The sequence below is a fragment of the Bacillus sp. SSR7 genome, from assembly GCF_055902415.1.
Genome location: NZ_JBVVXV010000003.1, coordinates 270,365 through 287,355 on the forward strand (window position 1 = coordinate 270,365; position 16,991 = coordinate 287,355).

At 36.0% G+C, this 16,991-nt stretch carries 18 protein-coding genes, 1 riboswitch and 1 other annotated feature; of the genes, 2 read left to right on the plus strand and 16 right to left on the minus strand.

The features are described 5' to 3' along the window. Positions 1 to 9: 9 nt before the first annotated feature. The 8 genes from AC0NJG_RS08695 to gltP form a co-directional block, all read right to left on the minus strand. The gene (locus AC0NJG_RS08695; RefSeq protein ID WP_000598709.1) at positions 10 to 642 is read right to left on the minus strand and encodes a response regulator; all 633 of its coding nucleotides are present in this window, start codon (positions 640 to 642) and stop codon (positions 10 to 12) included. Next, complete coding sequence (locus AC0NJG_RS08700; RefSeq protein WP_087951817.1) at positions 639 to 1,694, minus strand: sensor histidine kinase; 1,056 nt, start codon at positions 1,692 to 1,694, stop codon at positions 639 to 641. The genes AC0NJG_RS08695 and AC0NJG_RS08700 overlap by 4 nt, the downstream gene beginning before the upstream one ends. Continuing rightward, on the minus strand, positions 1,694 to 2,434 hold the full coding sequence (liaF, locus tag AC0NJG_RS08705) for a cell wall-active antibiotics response protein LiaF (RefSeq protein ID WP_000716094.1): 741 nt from the start codon (positions 2,432 to 2,434) through the stop codon (positions 1,694 to 1,696). Before liaF ends, AC0NJG_RS08700 begins: the two co-directional genes overlap by 1 nt. Before the next feature lie 106 nt (positions 2,435 to 2,540). After that, entirely contained in the window at positions 2,541 to 3,203 is a 663-nt protein-coding gene (locus tag AC0NJG_RS08710; RefSeq protein ID WP_000814138.1) for a PspA/IM30 family protein, read from the minus strand. 50 nt (positions 3,204 to 3,253) lie between these two features. Next, entirely contained in the window at positions 3,254 to 3,610 is a 357-nt protein-coding gene (locus AC0NJG_RS08715; protein WP_000808648.1) for a lmo0954 family membrane protein, read from the minus strand. Between the two features lie 223 nt (positions 3,611 to 3,833). Next, a complete protein-coding gene (locus tag AC0NJG_RS08720; RefSeq protein WP_087951816.1) occupies positions 3,834 to 5,150 on the minus strand; it encodes a Na+/H+ antiporter NhaC family protein in 1,317 nt (438 codons plus the stop codon). A gap of 94 nt (positions 5,151 to 5,244) precedes the next feature. Continuing rightward, positions 5,245 to 5,350, minus strand: a riboswitch (SAM riboswitch). 120 nt (positions 5,351 to 5,470) lie between these two features. Next, entirely contained in the window at positions 5,471 to 5,989 is a 519-nt protein-coding gene (locus AC0NJG_RS08725; protein ID WP_087951815.1) for a ribonuclease FAU-1 family protein, read from the minus strand. 66 nt (positions 5,990 to 6,055) lie between these two features. After that, positions 6,056 to 7,327, minus strand: a complete 1,272-nt coding sequence (gene gltP / locus AC0NJG_RS08730; protein ID WP_000821146.1) for a glutamate/aspartate:proton symporter GltP — start codon at positions 7,325 to 7,327, stop codon at positions 6,056 to 6,058. 499 nt (positions 7,328 to 7,826) lie between these two features. Here gltP and AC0NJG_RS08735 point away from each other — a divergent pair, with 499 nt between their 5' ends. Both AC0NJG_RS08735 and AC0NJG_RS08740 read left to right on the plus strand, forming a co-directional pair. Continuing rightward, entirely contained in the window at positions 7,827 to 9,098 is a 1,272-nt protein-coding gene (locus AC0NJG_RS08735; RefSeq protein ID WP_087951814.1) for a murein hydrolase activator EnvC family protein, read from the plus strand. A gap of 101 nt (positions 9,099 to 9,199) precedes the next feature. Then, entirely contained in the window at positions 9,200 to 9,361 is a 162-nt protein-coding gene (locus AC0NJG_RS08740; RefSeq protein ID WP_001095994.1) for a hypothetical protein, read from the plus strand. A 30-nt stretch (positions 9,362 to 9,391) separates the two neighbouring features. Here AC0NJG_RS08740 and AC0NJG_RS08745 read toward each other — a convergent pair whose 3' ends face one another. From AC0NJG_RS08745 to sat, 8 genes are all read right to left on the minus strand, one after another. Continuing rightward, the gene (locus AC0NJG_RS08745; RefSeq protein ID WP_000665439.1) at positions 9,392 to 10,747 is read right to left on the minus strand and encodes a sodium-dependent transporter; all 1,356 of its coding nucleotides are present in this window, start codon (positions 10,745 to 10,747) and stop codon (positions 9,392 to 9,394) included. A 111-nt stretch (positions 10,748 to 10,858) separates the two neighbouring features. Then, positions 10,859 to 11,107 (minus strand) — a binding site (T-box leader). 61 nt (positions 11,108 to 11,168) lie between these two features. Continuing rightward, positions 11,169 to 11,786 (minus strand): NAD(P)-binding protein, encoded by a 618-nt coding sequence (locus AC0NJG_RS08750; RefSeq protein WP_000283349.1) that lies wholly within the window; start codon positions 11,784 to 11,786, stop codon positions 11,169 to 11,171. Further along, positions 11,761 to 12,516 (minus strand): sirohydrochlorin chelatase, encoded by a 756-nt coding sequence (locus tag AC0NJG_RS08755; protein ID WP_087994439.1) that lies wholly within the window; start codon positions 12,514 to 12,516, stop codon positions 11,761 to 11,763. The genes AC0NJG_RS08750 and AC0NJG_RS08755 overlap by 26 nt, the downstream gene beginning before the upstream one ends. 1 nt (position 12,517) lies before the next feature. Next, complete coding sequence (gene cobA / locus AC0NJG_RS08760; RefSeq protein ID WP_049111559.1) at positions 12,518 to 13,294, minus strand: uroporphyrinogen-III C-methyltransferase; 777 nt, start codon at positions 13,292 to 13,294, stop codon at positions 12,518 to 12,520. Between the two features lie 86 nt (positions 13,295 to 13,380). Next, positions 13,381 to 13,581 (minus strand): DUF3906 family protein, encoded by a 201-nt coding sequence (locus AC0NJG_RS08765; RefSeq protein ID WP_087951812.1) that lies wholly within the window; start codon positions 13,579 to 13,581, stop codon positions 13,381 to 13,383. Between the two features lie 10 nt (positions 13,582 to 13,591). After that, positions 13,592 to 15,214 (minus strand): nitrite/sulfite reductase, encoded by a 1,623-nt coding sequence (locus AC0NJG_RS08770; protein WP_143880965.1) that lies wholly within the window; start codon positions 15,212 to 15,214, stop codon positions 13,592 to 13,594. An 11-nt stretch (positions 15,215 to 15,225) separates the two neighbouring features. Further along, the gene (gene cysC, locus AC0NJG_RS08775; RefSeq protein WP_000380508.1) at positions 15,226 to 15,819 is read right to left on the minus strand and encodes an adenylyl-sulfate kinase; all 594 of its coding nucleotides are present in this window, start codon (positions 15,817 to 15,819) and stop codon (positions 15,226 to 15,228) included. 12 nt (positions 15,820 to 15,831) lie between these two features. After that, the gene (gene sat, locus AC0NJG_RS08780) at positions 15,832 to 16,968 is read right to left on the minus strand and encodes a sulfate adenylyltransferase (RefSeq protein ID WP_000107515.1); all 1,137 of its coding nucleotides are present in this window, start codon (positions 16,966 to 16,968) and stop codon (positions 15,832 to 15,834) included. Between the last annotated feature and the right edge of the window lie 23 nt (positions 16,969 to 16,991).

Here is a 16,991-nt window from a genome sequence, read left to right on the forward strand (position 1 = left end):
TTCACTTTATCATTTCGTCAATTGATGTCGAAACGCATAAATAACCGCCTGTGTTCGATCACTTACATTTAGCTTATTTAATATATTACTCACATGTGTCTTTACTGTTTTGAGGGCAATAAACAACTCATCTGCAATCTCTTGATTACTTTTCCCCTCTGCAATTAATAACAAAATTTCAGACTCTCTTTCTGTTAACTCCTCATGCAAAGGTTGTTCTTTCTTCTGACGCATACGAGACATCATTTTACCAGTAACTTTCGGCTCTAATACCGTTTCTCCGTCATAAGTAGCTCGTACAGCGTCTGCTATATCACTCGCTCTTGATGTTTTTAATAAATAACTTGTCGCTCCGGCCTCAATAACAGGATACAATTTCTCATCATCTAAAAAGCTCGTTACAACTACAATTTTTGCTTCTGGCCATTCTTGAATAATAGCACGTGTTGCTTCAACACCATCCATCTCATCCATGACAAGGTCCATCAAAATAATATCCGGCCTTAATTGCAAAGCTAACTCTGAACCTTTTCTTCCATTTTCAGCTTCTCCAACTACTTCAATATCTGGCTGCGTTGATAAATATGCTGATACACCCATTCGAACCATTTCATGATCATCCACTAGTAATACTTTAATCATGATTCTCCCCCTCTCTCAATCATAATCGGTACTTTTACTTCTATTTGTGTACCTTTATTTGGAAAACTAAGTACCTTTAATGTCCCACCAATTTCATGAACACGCTCTTGTATTGACCTTAATCCGTAAGAACCAGCCTTATTCACTCCTACTTTAAAACCTACACCATCATCAATAATTTTCAATATTGCATATTGATCAATTTTTCGAAGACGCACTTCCGTTTTCTTTGCCTTCGCATGACGTAAAGTGTTAGATAGCGCCTCTTGTACAATGCGGAATAAGTGATCTTCTACACCTTTTTTTAATTGAATCGGTTCAATTAACCATTCAATTTTCATATGTTGCTTTCTAGATAGTTCTGTTAATAATTCTTCTATACCTTCTGTTAGTTTCTTACCTTCTAACTGTACTGGGCGTAAATGAAGAAGCAATGCTCTCATTTCTGACTGGGCATTTACAACCATATTTTCAACGAGCTGTAACTGCTTTTTCGTCGTTTCTGGAAATTCAGCTACTTGTTCATTAATAGCCGACATCATCATCGACATTGCAAAAAGCTGCTGACTTACAGAATCATGCAGCTCCCTCGCCAATCGATGCCTTTCTTGGGAAATCGCTTCTTGTCTCATCTCTTCATTCCAATGAGCTCGTTCATTCGTTACCTTTTGAAAGAGTCCAGCTTGCTCCTCTAATCGACGAGCCAGACCGATTACTTTTCGTTCCACTTCACGAAATTCATCATCTGCAGTAAACGAAACATCACTCGGAAAATTCCCTCGCTCTACTTCAAATAGAAACGTATTTAATCCTTGTATACGCTGCTCTATATAGTAACCGATTGCATATCCTACAATTCCCCCGATAAGTAAACTTGTAGTCATAATAAACAAGCCAATTGGAACAGAAGCGATGGATTCCTTCCATAATAAATCATATACTTGTTGCTCGCTTTTCCATACATATACAATTGTACAAATGAGTGCGATACTAACTGAGGACAACATAGAATAACGAATATACATCCACGAAATATTTTTTTGTTTCTTCATTATACTTTCCTCACTTCCGTATCGCCTACGACAAGCGAAGAAATAATTTTAATACGACGAGGAGCCTCTTTATACTGCTCTGTTCTAAATGTAACATTGCGGTTAAACCCTGTCTCCTCATGACCTGGCAAGAGCACACGTCCGACAATAACAGAATGATTTAAAGACAGTTCAATATCATATGGCACATATAAACGAATATTACCAACGACACCCCGAATAACAATTACCGTTTCTCCTTCTGGAATCATAGCAGTTGTTAAATCTATTTCCACATCACAAGCACCATATTGAACATTAATATCCTCAAGTTCATAAATATGATCCATCATTCGTACATTGCCAACAAACATATTTTTCAAATATGGTTCTGTACGATATATTTGCTTCTCTTCATCTATAATCCCTTTTTCTTTAATTTCAACCTTCATTGCTTTTTGCTGATGCCCTTGTTGAATCAATTGATAACCAATTAAAGCTAAACAAGCAAATACGACAAGAACAAATGCTGCTGATGAAAATAAGAAGAATAAAAATACGATACCACCAACAAATAAAAATACATTTCCCCGTACATAACGATTCTTTTTACGATAATGCCTTCCAAACATAAGCATAATAAATGCAAAAATGAGACCACCTGGTTCAAAATGTCCAAGTATCATATCAAGAAAAAGACCGAATCCAAATATGATGAGGAGCATCCCCATTAATTGTGTCTTTGAAAAATGTTTCTTCATTTCAGCTCCCCCCTTCTTGTCACATATACATAGAAGAAAAGGCATTGCTTTCCAACACCTTTTCTCCTATCACTATATCATAAGCCTGTTTTATAATATACTACTATTATTTTGTTAACTCTTTCGTTAACGATACATCATTCTTTTCTTTCATTTCACGCTCAAGCTTTGCAATCTTCATATCAAATGTATCACGTTCATGCTCCTCGTTCATACGAGTTTCTAAGTCGCGAATATGATCTTCAATTTCTTCAAAGCGTAAGAATGGATTATTTTCATCCATTTTATGCATCGCAGTATTCATACGACGATTTGCATGTGCCATATTTTCACGTGCCATTAATTCCATACGTTTCGCGTGCATTTCTTTTAATTTATTTTTCATTTCAGAAAGACGACGCTCTAACTCATCAATTTGCTCTACAACACCTGCATACATTTCTTCTAATCGAGTTACTTGCCCTTCATAATAAGCTACTTCTTCTAATGCACGCTCATGTAGTTGTAATTCTCCTGCTTCTTGAGCGATAATCGCTTGCTTTGATCTTTTATTCACGAAATAACGTGCTTGCTCAAGCTCACGAGCAAAGTTAGATTTTAATGTTTTATGACGCTGAATTAACTTCTCAATTTTTGTTATTTCACGCTCACTATCGCGTAAATATTGGTTTAACATAGCAATTGGGTTTTTTCTTTCTTTCTCATCTAACACATTATGAAAATCCGCTAAAATTGCATCGCGTACACGTCCGAATAAAGATTGTTTCATTATAATCTTCCTCTCTTCTACTTTATAAATTTGATTTGATTGATTTTATATTAGTTTTTCATTAACTTGTTCCACTCATCTTCAAAGTTACTATATGGTTTAGAACTTTCTGGAGCAGAATCAACAACTACATCTTTTTCTTTTTTCCACTCACGGTATCCGTAGTATAAAACTACTAATGCTGCTATACCGATTAATGCTGGGGAATGCGAAAGGGCGATGGACAAGCCGATCAAACCAACAATACCCCAAGCTAACTTTCCAAAAAATGATTGTGCTCGCACAAATGATTTATAGCTCCAGTACACAACTCCTGCTCCAATTGCGAATCCTACAATACCAGCAAGACTGCCAAGAGCAATTAAAGCTAAAATACCAGCCGCGATAAACGCTAGAAATTGTTTCATCTTGTGCTTGCCTCCCTTCGATTTGATACTCTTATCTTAACTATTTTTTCTTTTTTCCATAACGAGCTTAAGAACCGTTTTTAACTCAGACTTAAGACCGAGTTGCATTCAGCCTTTTGTAAAAACATATGGTAGCATGGGATCATTCACTCTTTTCCCGCACATAAAAAGCCGTACAGAGAACATTCTCTGTACGGCTTTCGTTACTTTTCATACACTTCCATTATGCTGTTTTATGATACTCTTTCTTTTCCGCTACTTTAGAAAACCTCGGGAAACCAATTAATATAGAAATGATTCCACATACTCCAACTAAGATTGGATAAAACGCATATGGTAACAGTTCAATTGGAGATAACGCCGCAAATCCTGCTGCTGTTAACATTTGCGCACCATACGGAATTAACCCTTGCACACAGCACGAGAAAAGATCTAATACACTCGCTGATTTACGAGGATCAATTTCATATTGATCTGCAATGTTTTTCGCAAGCGGACCTGTAAAGATAATAGAAATGGTATTATTCGCTGTACACATATTCGTCATACCTACTAAACCAGCGATACCGAACTCTGCTCCTTTTTTTGAACGAATGTTACGCGTTAAAATATTCATTAAATATTGAATGCCACCATTATATTGAATCAATTCGACCATACCACCAATTAAAATAGCAAGTAATACTAACTCCATCATACCGCCCATTCCAGTCGTTACACTTTTAAAGAAACTCTCTAACGTATAACTTCCATCTAAAAGACCGATAACCCCAGATAGTACAGTTCCACCGGTTAACACGATAAGTACATTCCAACCAAGTAGCGCTGTAATAAGTACTCCTGCATACGGTAAAATCTTTATCCAGTCAAAGCTATGCGTTTTAATCTGCGTATCGCTTCCTAAAGTAATGATTACTAATAGTACAATTGTAATAATAGCTGCTGGTAATACAATTAAAAAGTTCGTTTTAAACTTATCTTTCATTTCTGTTCCTTGTGAACGTACAGCTGCGATTGTTGTATCTGAAATAAATGATAAATTATCTCCAAACATCGCTCCGCCAACAACAGTAGCCATCGTAAGTGCAATTGAGATATCAGTTTGCCCACTAATACCTACAGCAATTGGTGCTAATGCAGCAATTGTTCCCATGGAAGTTCCCATCGCTAATGAAATAAACGCTCCTATAACGAAAATGCCAGCTACGATAAATCCTTGTGGTAAAATTGATAACGCTAAGTTAACTGTAGAATCAACGCCACCCATCCCTTTTGCTGTTTCAGAAAACGCTCCTGCCAGTACAAAAATCAGAACCATAATCATAATATCTGGGTTCCCTGCACCTTTAGCAAATCGTTCCACTTTTACATTAAAACTTTCTTTACGATTCATTGCTAAAGCGACTCCTACAGCAATTGAAATTGCTACAAGTATCGGCAATTTATAGAAATCACCTGTAATAATTCCAGAACCAATAAATAGCGCCAGAAATATCCCAAGTGGTAATAATGCCAAACCATTTCCTCTCGTTTCTTTCAAAGTACCATCTCTCCCTAGTTTCAACCTTTTTCTAATGAATAACAAAAGACCTCTTCCAACAAGAAGAGGTCTTATACATCTATAAGAAACGCTCTTCTCATCTTTCAAGCATATGCTTGCTGGATTTGGCACAGCACTCTGAAATCGAGTCCGCTGCCGAGGCATCGTAGGGCCAGTCCCTCCGCCTCTCTTTATAAGAAGGTTTCATATTTATTTTTTAATAATAATTTCTTCCCTAACTTTACTCGCTTACAAAACAAAAGTCAATTATTTTTTGTATAGATTTTTTTGGTAATTATACAAAAATTTGAATACAATAATCATTTTAACTTTTTGATTTCTTCTTCCAATATTGAAATCCAATAAAATTCACTATTTTTTATTGCAGCTATGATCCATTTCGTAGTGTACCAAGCTAACTCATACTCTTCTTTTGTAACATCGCCACTTTTATAAGCATCCTCTAGCTCATCTTCATCTAGCACATACATCTTACCATTCGGTAATAACACTACATCTAAATATAAATCATCAAAATACGGTAAACCACGCTCGTCTATTTCATATTCTTTCGCCACATCGATATAATATTGCACTAATTCTTTTTGATCATCTAACATAGCGGTAATCGCAAAGTTTTTCCCGTCTATGAAATATTGAATCCACGTATACTGATTGCCAGCAATACATAGCTCTTTACCGTCATATTCTTTACAACTAGGTTCTCTCACCTTTTTTATTTCCAGTATTCCTAGCATTCCCTCTTCTATTTGCTTAACCGTATAATTCTTCTCTAGTAGTCGCTTCCACGAAGAACCGTCACCATATTTACGTTTCATTACGTCTGCTCCCCTTCTATATAGAAAAGCCCCCACATATTATGTGAGAGCTTGTTCAAATTATAATTAAGCTGCTTGCTTATTAGAAATTTCTTTCAAGTAGGCTTGTCCTTTTTCAGCGTCATATTGACCTTCCCATTTAGACATAACTACAGCTGCTAAAGAGTTACCTACAACGTTAACTGCTGTACGAGCCATATCTAAAATACGGTCAATACCAGCGATAAAGGCTAAACCTTCAGCTGGAATACCTACTGTACCAAGTGTCGCTAATAATACAACGAATGATACGCCAGGTACACCCGCAATACCTTTTGATGTAAGCATTAATACAAGTAATAATGTAATTTGTTGTGTAATAGATAAATCAATACCATACATTTGTGCTAAGAAAATAGCCGCAATTGCTTGATATAAAGTTGATCCATCTAAGTTAAATGAATAACCTGTCGGAATAACAAAAGATGTAATTGCTTTCGGACAACCAAACTTCTCCATTTTCTCCATGATTTTTGGTAAAACTGTTTCTGAACTTGCTGTAGAGTACGCTAAGATTAGTTCATCTTTTAAAATCTTAAAGAATTGGAAAATGTTAATTCCAAATATTTTCGCTGTAATTCCTAATACGACTACAACGAAGAAAATCATTGCTCCGTATACGACAATTAATAATTTCCCTAATGGAATTAATGAAGAAAGACCAAATGTAGAAACTGTAACTCCAATTAACGCAAATACACCAAATGGTGCAAATTTCATAACTTGGTTTGTTACGTAAAACATTGCATCAGCTACACCTTGGAAAAATTGAAGAACCGGTCTTCCTCTTTCACCAATTGCCGCTACACCTAAACCAAATAATACAGAGAAGAAGATAATAGCAAGCATATCTCCGTCAGCTAATGACTTTACAATGTTTGTTGGAACAATATTTACAAATGTATCTGCAAATGAATGACTTTGTACTTGCTCTGTCGTATGTGTATATTTCGAAATATCTGTCTTTGTTAACTGCTCCATATTTACGCCTTTTCCTGGTTGGAAAATATTCGCAATTAATAGACCGACAATAATTGCAATTGTTGTAATAATTTCAAAGTAAATAATTGTTTTTCCGCCTAGTCGACCTAATTTTTTAACATCGCCAACACCAGCAACCCCAACAACAATACTCGCTACAACAATCGGTACAACGATCATTTTAATTAATCGGATAAAAATATCACCAATTGGTTGTAAATAACTCACCACTGCCGGATTGCCAAAGAAAATCGCCCCAACTGCAATACCTAGCGTAAGACCAATTAATATTTGCCATGCAAGTCCTATTCTTTTCATATTTGTTGTAACCCCCTCTTCGATGTGTCACTCTATCTCTCATTCTATCTATCTCTATAAAACTTGAAATTAAGAGTATTACATATTATTCGACAATTCACTACATTTTGTCCCTGTTAAAAATCATAAATCAAAATTTAAAATCTGACAACAAAATAAGTTTGCCCGAACGCAAATAATTTTCTTGACAAAAATAAAACCCATGTCAGAAAACCTAACATGAGAACGATTCCTTACCAGTGTTTTATTGAATGTATAACTAATATTTCACTACATAAAACAAATTCACTTTTCCCTTTATTTTACAAGAAAACTCTAAAAACAAACCTTTGTTACACAAATATAAAAAATGAATCTACAGTGAAATTTATCGTTGAAAAATGATAAATTCCGACAAAACTTAGTAATTTTATAAAATTTTCTTTACATTATGGTTACAACGATAGACACTCTTCTTCTTATGATATATAACAGTCATAGGGAAAGGAGCCAGACAACCATGAAAAAGAAATTTGTAGCGTTCAGCGTTTTAGCAGCAGGAACGATTTTTGCTTCCCCGTTACTTTCACCCGCATACGCTGAAACGAATCAAGATAAATTATCTAATATTCAATCTGAATTAGAAGGAAAACAAAATGACTTACAAAATAAATCAGCCGAGAAAGAACAAATAGAAAAAGAAATTCAAGAATTACAAAAGAAAATCGACGATTTAACTACTTCTATTAATAAAAACGAAGCTGAATTAAACGATACAAAAAAAGAAATTAGTAAAACACAACAAGTAATTACTGAAAAAAAGAAACATATAGAGCAATTACAAACAAACATAGATACACGTCAGGAAGTTATTAAGCAACGACTGCAATCTATGCAAGAAAAACCTCGCACAAATATCATTACGGAAGTATTAACAAATTCTGCAAACATTGCTGATCTTGTTGATAATATGTACTCTGTCAGTTTAATTTTAAACAACGATACTGATATTGTGAAAAAACAAACAACTGACCAAGATGCTGTGACGAAAGAAAAAGAGGCTGTTGAGAAAAAAGAGCAACAACTGAAAGAATCCGAGCAAAAATTAGAACAAAAACAACAAGAATTACAAAATAACCAACAACAGCAACAAACTTTTATTAGCGATCTACATACGAAAGTGGCAAAAGTAGATTCAGAGATTGAAGGATTAGAAGAATCTAAAGGCATTTTAGAAAATCAGCGTCAAGCTGTTCAAAAGGCAATTGAAGAAGAAAAGCGCGCAGAAGAAGCTCGTAAAGCTGAGGAAGCTCGCAAGGCGGAAGAAGCTCGTAAACAAGCTGCTTCATCTGCTCAAACAGCTCAAGCGGCCCCAACACCACACGATACAAACATCGGAGGATTTATTAAACCAGCAGCTGGATCAAAAACTTCTGGTTTTGGCGTGCGCTCTATAGATAACCATAAAGGAATCGATATCGCTGCTTCAGGAACTGTTCCAATTATTGCCGCTGCAGATGGCGTTGTTATTCGCTCAGAATTATCATCTAGTTACGGAAATGTTGTGTACTTATCTCACCGTATTAATGGAAAAACATATACAACAGTATATGCTCATATGAGTAGCCGTTCTGTATCGAATGGACAAACTGTAAAACAAGGAACTCAACTTGGATTTATGGGGAATACCGGCCAATCATACGGACAACATTTACACTTTGAACTTCATCTTGGAGAATGGAATGTCGGTAAGACAAACGCAGTTGATCCATCTCCTTATATCGGATTATAAAAAAACTCGGTGCATACCGAGTTTTTTTATTTCCCCTTCACACACTATAGGCATTCCACATAGACTACAACTAAATGCCTATAGTTTACGGGGTGAGTTATATGAATACACAATTACAACAAGAAATACAAGAAGCTAGAGAGACTTTTATTGGCCGGATATTTACATTTGGCGGCTCAGTTTTATTTTTAATCGGATCATTCCTCGCAGTCGTCACAGCCTATAAAGCATATAATCGTTTATTAAATACACCTACAACATAATAAAAAGACGGAGATTTCTCCGTCTTTTTATTATGCAAACATTTTAAATACGCCTATCGCATTTAAAAATACAATAATTACAGTTACTGGAATAACATAACGAAGTAAGAAGAACCAAATATTAAATAATGTTTTCCCTTTCGTTTCCGTAACTTCTAATTCTTTCATTAACATTTCTTTACTCATTTTATTTGGTACAAATAACGAAATAGCTAGTACCCCTAATGGCAGCAATACGTTACTTACTGAGAAGTCGACTAAGTCAAAGAATGTTTTCCCAAATATTTTCACATCACTCATAATTCCAAACGATAGAGCTGACGGAATTCCAACTGCAAAAATAAGAATACCAATTAATAACGATGCTGACGGACGCTTTTTCTCGTTATCTTTCGCAACAGATGCTACTACAATTTCAAGCATGGAAATCGCAGATGTTAACGTTGCAAAGAAGAATAACACCAAAAACATAATGAAGAAAAATTGTCCAAATGGTATTTTCGCAAATACTGCTGGAAGGACGATAAATAGTAACCCCGGTCCTTCAGTCGGCTTAACACCTAATGCGAAAATCGCCGGAAAAATCGCTAATCCTGCAAGTACTGTAATAAAAACAGTTAAACTTACAATAGATGTTGCTGATTTCGCTAAATGTTCTTCTTTCTTCAAATAGGAACTATACGTAACCATTACTGAGGCCCCTACTGTTAGCGAGAAGAACGATTGTCCCATCGCATATAAAATTGTATCTGCTGTCAGCTTTGAAAAATCTGGTTTCAAGAAGAACTCTACTCCTGCAAAAGCACCATCCAGTGTTAATGCACGAACAATGATCGCAATAAACAAAATAAATAATAGCGGCATCATGTACTTACTTGCTTTTTCTATCCCTTTCTCTACACCTTTACTTACAACAAAAATCGTACAAAGCATAAAGACAAATTGCGCTCCAATCGCGCTTACTGGATTTGAAATCGTTTCACCAAACAATTTCCCATAATCAACAACACCATTCCAGAAGCTTCCTGTCACACTATAATATAAGTATAGTAAAATCCATCCACCTACAACACTATAAAAAGATAGTACACTAAAACAAGTAACAACTCCCATACGACCAATCCAAGGATATAACTTGCTATTTGGCACTAATACTTTATACGCAGTAACTGCCTCTTTTTGTGTACTACGTCCAATAACAAATTCAGCTATAAGAAGCGGCATACCTATAAATAAGGTTAATAGTAAAAATACAAGGAAGAATGCGCCTCCCCCGCCATTACCTGCAACATACGGAAATTTCCATATTGCACCAAGACCTACTGCGGCTCCGGCTGCTGCGAGTACAAAGCCTATTTTCGACGTCCATTGCTGTGTTTCTTTCATCATAAATTCTCCTTTTCTGAATATTTAAACTTTTGTTAATTATACACTTTCATTTCATACTCGCACACCTCCTTTAGAAAATAAAAAAGTCCCCTACACGCAAATATGCATGTAGAGGACGATATATGTAATGTTAATACCGTGGTACCACCTCAATTGGATTGATAAACCCCACTTGTTCAAGTACAGGAAAAACTCCGATACTCTATCCTTTTAACGGCGGAACCCGGGCTGCCTACTACAATGTTCAACATACCTCTCGCAAGCCCATTCTGTATATTTTATCGTACCGGGCTCACACCTTACCCCAGCTCTCTGAACGTATCAAATATACATACTCTTCTTGCTCATCGATTTCATCTATTGAAGTTACTTGTGATTATAAATTATATTTTTATAGTTGTAAAGTACAATTTATTTATTATCCTATATGAACTCTTCTCTCTAATTCTTGTAAGAACAATTCTCTTTTTTGTTCATTTTGAACATATATCGACTTCAATACCTCTTGCAACAATATATTTCTCTCTCTTTTCTCTATTTGTAATTCTTTCACCTTTATTCTAACTTCGTATAAAAAATCAAGATACGATTCATACGTCTCATCATATTTATTTGCGATATCATCTCGAATTTTTTTTGCAAGTTTCGGACTCGCTCCTCCAGTAGAAACAGCTATATTAAGTAGCCCACGATGAAACGCCGCCGGAAAATGAACATTTCCACTTTCCGGATTCGTAATAACATTTACCAGCTGATTTTCTGCCGTATCTTCAGCAACCTTTTCATTCAATACGGCATCACTACTCGCTGCTACAACTAAAAAAGCACCATTAATATCACTTTTTTCATACTCCCTTTGATACCAACGAATTTTCTTTTCTTCTACAAGTTTCACTAAATTTGCATCCAATTCAGGACTTACCACAACTATATCTGCACCTTGTTTGAGTAAAGGAATAATTTTGAATCCCGCGACTTTCCCTCCACCAATGACAACAACACGTTTCTTCTCAACTCGCACTGTAAGTGGATACATATTGATCTCCCTTCAATAATTTCTTCGTTTTCTGAATTAACATATACTGAAACGCTTCATTCTTCCCTAAATATGGACTTATTTTTATCTCATCTAGCTCATATTGGCGTACTTCTTTTTCAATATGCTTCATAAGCAAACCTGTAAATAACAAGTAAGGCAGTACAACGATATTCTTTTCTTTTCGTTCTACAACTTCCTTTAACTTCTCCTCAAATTTTGGCTCTGCAGCTGCTAAATAACAAACTTCTACTTTCTTAATCTTCTCTTCCATTTGAAATAAAGAAGCGATCCAGTTTATATCTCTTAATACTTCAGGATCGCTACTCCCTCTTGCAACGAGAAGCAACGTGACTTCATTCCTACCTTCCTGTTCAATACCACTTCCGCTATACACCGATTTAACAAGTGTTTCTGATACACCAAACGGATTACCATATGTCACTTTAACATTCAAAAATTGATTAGTTAACTTTTCCAATTCAAACGGGATATCTTTTTTCACATGGCCTGCCGCTAATAAAAAAACTGGAATAACAATAATCTCTGTAGCACCACGCTTCACACATGTACGGAACCCTTCATCAATAGTTGGACTCGCTAACTCTAAAAAACAAATTTCTTGAATACTTGCCTCTACACGGTTCATACATGACGTAATAAATGCAACCGCTTCTTCTTTCGCTGCTTTCAAGCGACTTCCATGACATATATATAAGATGGCTTTCATTTTATAACACTCCACTTACTTGATACGTACTTTCTGTCTGTTTCTCAAACCAATGGATTTTTTCTCTGAAACGGACGACTTCTCCAATTACAATCATGCTTGGATTTTGAATTTGTTCTTTTTTCGCAACATCTACAATTGTTCCTAACGTCCCAACAACTGTGCGCTGCATAGATGTCGTTCCCCGCTCAATAATAGCAGCAGGCGTACTTTTATCTTTTCCATGCTTTATCAGTTGTTCACATATGTAGGGTAAATTGCTAACTCCCATATATACAGCTAAAGTCTCTACACCTTTCGCTAAATTTTCCCACTTCACTTCCTCTGCAGCATCTTCTTTCCTATGCCCTGTCACAATAGCAAAGCTTGCACTTGCATCACGATGTGTCACTGGAATGCCTGCATAAGCAGGAGCAGCTATTCCAGCTGAAATACCAGGAACAATTTCAAACGGTACACCTTGCTTTGCTAACGCTTCAGCTTCTTCTCCCCCTCTACCAAACACAAATGGATCCCCACCTTTTAGCCTCGTTACAACTTTTCCTTTTTTCGCATATTTAATAAGAAACGTGTTAATTGTCTCTTGCTTCATCGTGTGATAATTTGGTAGTTTTCCGCAATAAATTAAATCCGCTTCAGGCTTTGCATAAGAAAGCAATTCTTTATTTACGAGACGGTCGTATAAAATAACATCTGCTTTCTCAATACATTTCAATCCTTTTACAGTAATTAAATCTGGATCTCCAGGGCCCGCTCCAACGATATATACTTTTCCCATCATCTCTCCTCATTTCTACTATTAAAGTGAAACTTCCATCCTTATATATGAATGGAAGTTTTCATTTCTTCATATTTCAATGTTCCTTACTCATGAATAACAAAGGCCGCGCTTTTTCGAATCTTCTTTTTTTCAAATAAAGCAATCTCCTTTACTTCTGGTAACGGTAAAAAATGTTTTTCAAGCTCAATCTCCACCATCTTAAATGCCTGTTCTTCACTTTCAGCAACAACAACAATTGGAACAATGCTATCCACTAATACCGCTTCAAATCGATATAAATCCATATTGCCCCTCCTAAGACGCTATTACTTCTTCTAACACGTTATTTAACGCTATTTGTAATGTCTCTACACCAACACGGCCTACAAAATCATAAAACGTTTCAGCCGGTAATTTATTTTCTTTGAAGTAACTTATAAATGATGCGAGTACATCAGGTAGATCCTCTCCATCTATTTTCCCTTTTAACTTTTGATTATAAGCACCACCATTTAACAACGTTCCACCTACATATATTTCAAATGCTTCAACAATTCCTTTTTCCTTCGTTTTCATTTTTACACCTTGTAATCCAATGTCAGCAATTTGACGTTGACCACATGAATTCGGGCATCCTACCATATGAATACGAATCGGAACATCGAGTGCAATTTGTGTATCTAAGTATTCGGCAATTTTTCGTAATCTTTCTTTCGTTTCTACTAAAGCAAGATTGCAATATTCAATACCAGTACAGGAAACCGCGTGACCAATAAACGATTTCGGATTTGCTGATATTGCTTCAAACAACGGCTCATTTAGCAAGCCAGTTATATTTTCTGGCGGAACATTCGGAATAATGAAGTTTTGCGAATTACATGTACGAATTTGTCCATTTCCATATTGTTGTGCAATTCTTGCAATCTCAAACATTTCTTCTGCATGTAGGCGTCCTACCGGCACATTAAAACCTACATATTTTAGTCCCTCTTGTTTTTGGTCTTGGACACCATAAAAGTATCCCGCATTCCAGCCTTTGAGAGCACTTTCTCCTTTACTTTGTAATGGTCCTGTATATTCTATTAGTTTCTCTTTAAACTTCTCTGCTCCCCAGTCTGCAACAAGAAATTTCAAACGAGCTAAATGACGTTTTTCACGATATCCAAAATCACGGAATATCGTAGCAATCGCAATTGCTACCGCCTTCACTTCTTCTGGTAAAACGAATACATCTAATTCATCAGCTAAATATGGACGGGCTGATAACCCACCGCCTACTTTTATATGAAAACCAACTTTTTTCTCACCATCTATCTCTTTCGTTGCAGGTGTAAATGCAACACAGTTAATCTCTGCGTTTGCTGAATTATAAATGTTAGAACTAATAGACATTTTAAATTTACGTGGTAAGTTAGAAAATTCTTCATTATGTTGGAAATAATCATATACCTCTTTCACAATGCCAGTTGTATCAAATAGTTCATTTGCATCAATGCCAGCAAGTGGATTCCCTGTAATATTACGCGTTATATCACCACACGCCCCAGCTGAAGATAACCCAACTCTTGCTAATCTTTTAAAAATATCTGGAATTTGATGAATTTCTAACCAATGAAACTGAATTGCCTGTCTTGTCGTAATATCTATTACGTCACGTCCATAATCCTCAGCGATAGAAGCAAGCACTTCTGCCTGTGCATTCGTAATAATCCCAGAAGGAATATTTACACGCATCATAAAATAACCAGCTTCTTTCGGTCTTTGTAAATACAACCCTGCCCATTTGAATGCGTCCCACTCTTCTTTCGGAATAGATTCGAAGCCATTCTCTGCATAGTAAGGAATATCATTAAAGATTTCCAATCCATCTTTTTTTAATTTATTTTTCTCAGTTTGATTTAATTTTTCATTGTTAGCCCATACTTTTTCATAACTCATTTTTTATCCCCCTATATAAAACTACGCTCTTGTAAGTACTTCACGATTTGTTCTGCACATTCTTCAATAGAATACTTGTGCGTTTGTACAATTAATTCCGCTTTCTCTGGTTCCTCATACGGTGAATCGATACCTGTAAAGTCTTTAATATCACCTTTTCTTGCTTTTTTATACAGCCCTTTCGGATCACGTTTCTCACACTCTTCAATTGGACATTTTACAAACACTTCTATAAATTCATCTGCAGCTAATAGATCTCTAACTTGTTTTCGGTCTACTCGAAACGGTGAAATAAACGCTGTAAGAACAACAGTCCCTTGATCTACAAATAACTTCGCCACTTCGCCAATCCGTCTTATATTTTCCATACGATCACTTTCAGAAAAGCCTAAGTCTTTATTTAAACCGTGGCGTATATTATCTCCATCTAGTACATAGTTTCCAATATTCTTTTCAAATAGTTTACGAGCAACCGCGTTTGCTACTGTAGATTTACCCGACGCTGATAAACCAGTAAACCAAATTACAAAACTATGATGCCCATTCTTCACTCTTCTCTCATCTTTTGAAACAGAAGCTGTATGCCAAGTAATATTCGTATCCATTTCATTCTCTCCCTATTCTGTTACTACTTCTTTTTTCAAACCTTTAATTAGTACCTCTACTACCTCTTTACGACTAAATGTACTTGGCGGAACCTCACCGTTTCTTAATAGTTCTCTTACTTTCGTACCCGATAAGATGACATGATCTTCTTTTCCATGCGGGCATGTTTTCGTCGAAGCCATCGCTTCACATTTCGTACAGTAAAAACTATGTTCAAAAAATAATGGCGTAATCCCTAACTCCTCCACTGTAAAGTTTGTAAAAATTTCTTGCGCTTCATAAGTACCATAATAATCTCCTACCCCAGCATGATCGCGCCCTACGATAAAGTGGGTGCATCCAAAATTCTTTCTGACTAACGCATGGAATATCGCTTCCCTCGGTCCTGCGTAACGCATTGCTGCAGGAAATACACTTAAAAAGACACGATCTTTCGGATAGTAGTTTTGAAGTAATACTTCATAACTTTCCATTCTTACATCAGCAGGAATATCATCCGACTTCGTTTCCCCAACGAGCGGATTTAAAAAGAGGCCATCTACAATTTCAAGAGCAGATTTTTGAATATATTCATGGGCACGATGTACCGGATTTCTCGTTTGGAATCCAACTACTGTTTTCCAACCACGTTTTTTAAATTCTTCTCTCGTTTCAATTGGATCTAAATGATAAGAAGGAAACAGATTATTTTCAAAACGTTTCGTAAGAACAATAGCTCCTCCGATGTAAACGTTCGGTCTTTCGTATAATTTTTTCACTCCAGGATGAGCCTCATCCGTCGTTTTATACACTAGTAACGCTTCTTTTTCCTTATCAGGCACAAAAATATCTTCTATTTGAATAACACCATATACATTTCCACCGTTAACAAGTTTTACTTCCTCTCCAACTTTTAGCGTCTCTGCTACTTCTTCTGTTACTGGTAATGTAATTGGTATACTCCAAACGCTCCCATTAGCTAAACGAAGCGTTTCTACAACCGAATCATAATCTTTCTTTCCTAAAAAACCAGTAAGCGGGCTATATCCTCCTGTCGCTAATAGTTCTAAATCACTTAACGCAATGTTATCTAGCCCAATTTCTTTTTTAATTTGTGATACGTCGTATGTCTCGTCTATTCGATTTATTAATTCGTTTCTTGTACTCATTTTCTATACCCTCTCTTAGCTTT

Coding starts and splice junctions, on each gene's coding strand:
- AC0NJG_RS08695 (WP_000598709.1), bottom strand. CDS start 642: ATGATTAAAGTATTACTAGTGGATGATCATGAAATGGTTCGAATGGGT.
- AC0NJG_RS08700 (WP_087951817.1), bottom strand. CDS start 1,694: ATGAAGAAACAAAAAAATATTTCGTGGATGTATATTCGTTATTCTATG.
- liaF (WP_000716094.1), bottom strand. CDS start 2,434: ATGAAGAAACATTTTTCAAAGACACAATTAATGGGGATGCTCCTCATC.
- AC0NJG_RS08710 (WP_000814138.1), bottom strand. CDS start 3,203: ATGAAACAATCTTTATTCGGACGTGTACGCGATGCAATTTTAGCGGAT.
- AC0NJG_RS08715 (WP_000808648.1), bottom strand. CDS start 3,610: ATGAAACAATTTCTAGCGTTTATCGCGGCTGGTATTTTAGCTTTAATT.
- AC0NJG_RS08725 (WP_087951815.1), bottom strand. CDS start 5,989: ATGAAACGTAAATATGGTGACGGTTCTTCGTGGAAGCGACTACTAGAG.
- gltP (WP_000821146.1), bottom strand. CDS start 7,327: ATGAAAAGAATAGGACTTGCATGGCAAATATTAATTGGTCTTACGCTA.
- AC0NJG_RS08735 (WP_087951814.1), top strand. CDS start 7,827: ATGAAAAAGAAATTTGTAGCGTTCAGCGTTTTAGCAGCAGGAACGATT.
- AC0NJG_RS08740 (WP_001095994.1), top strand. CDS start 9,200: ATGAATACACAATTACAACAAGAAATACAAGAAGCTAGAGAGACTTTT.
- AC0NJG_RS08745 (WP_000665439.1), bottom strand. CDS start 10,747: ATGAAAGAAACACAGCAATGGACGTCGAAAATAGGCTTTGTACTCGCA.
- AC0NJG_RS08750 (WP_000283349.1), bottom strand. CDS start 11,786: ATGTATCCACTTACAGTGCGAGTTGAGAAGAAACGTGTTGTTGTCATT.
- AC0NJG_RS08755 (WP_087994439.1), bottom strand. CDS start 12,516: ATGAAAGCCATCTTATATATATGTCATGGAAGTCGCTTGAAAGCAGCG.
- cobA (WP_049111559.1), bottom strand. CDS start 13,294: ATGGGAAAAGTATATATCGTTGGAGCGGGCCCTGGAGATCCAGATTTA.
- AC0NJG_RS08765 (WP_087951812.1), bottom strand. CDS start 13,581: ATGGATTTATATCGATTTGAAGCGGTATTAGTGGATAGCATTGTTCCA.
- AC0NJG_RS08770 (WP_143880965.1), bottom strand. CDS start 15,214: ATGAGTTATGAAAAAGTATGGGCTAACAATGAAAAATTAAATCAAACT.
- cysC (WP_000380508.1), bottom strand. CDS start 15,819: ATGGATACGAATATTACTTGGCATACAGCTTCTGTTTCAAAAGATGAG.
- sat (WP_000107515.1), bottom strand. CDS start 16,968: ATGAGTACAAGAAACGAATTAATAAATCGAATAGACGAGACATACGAC.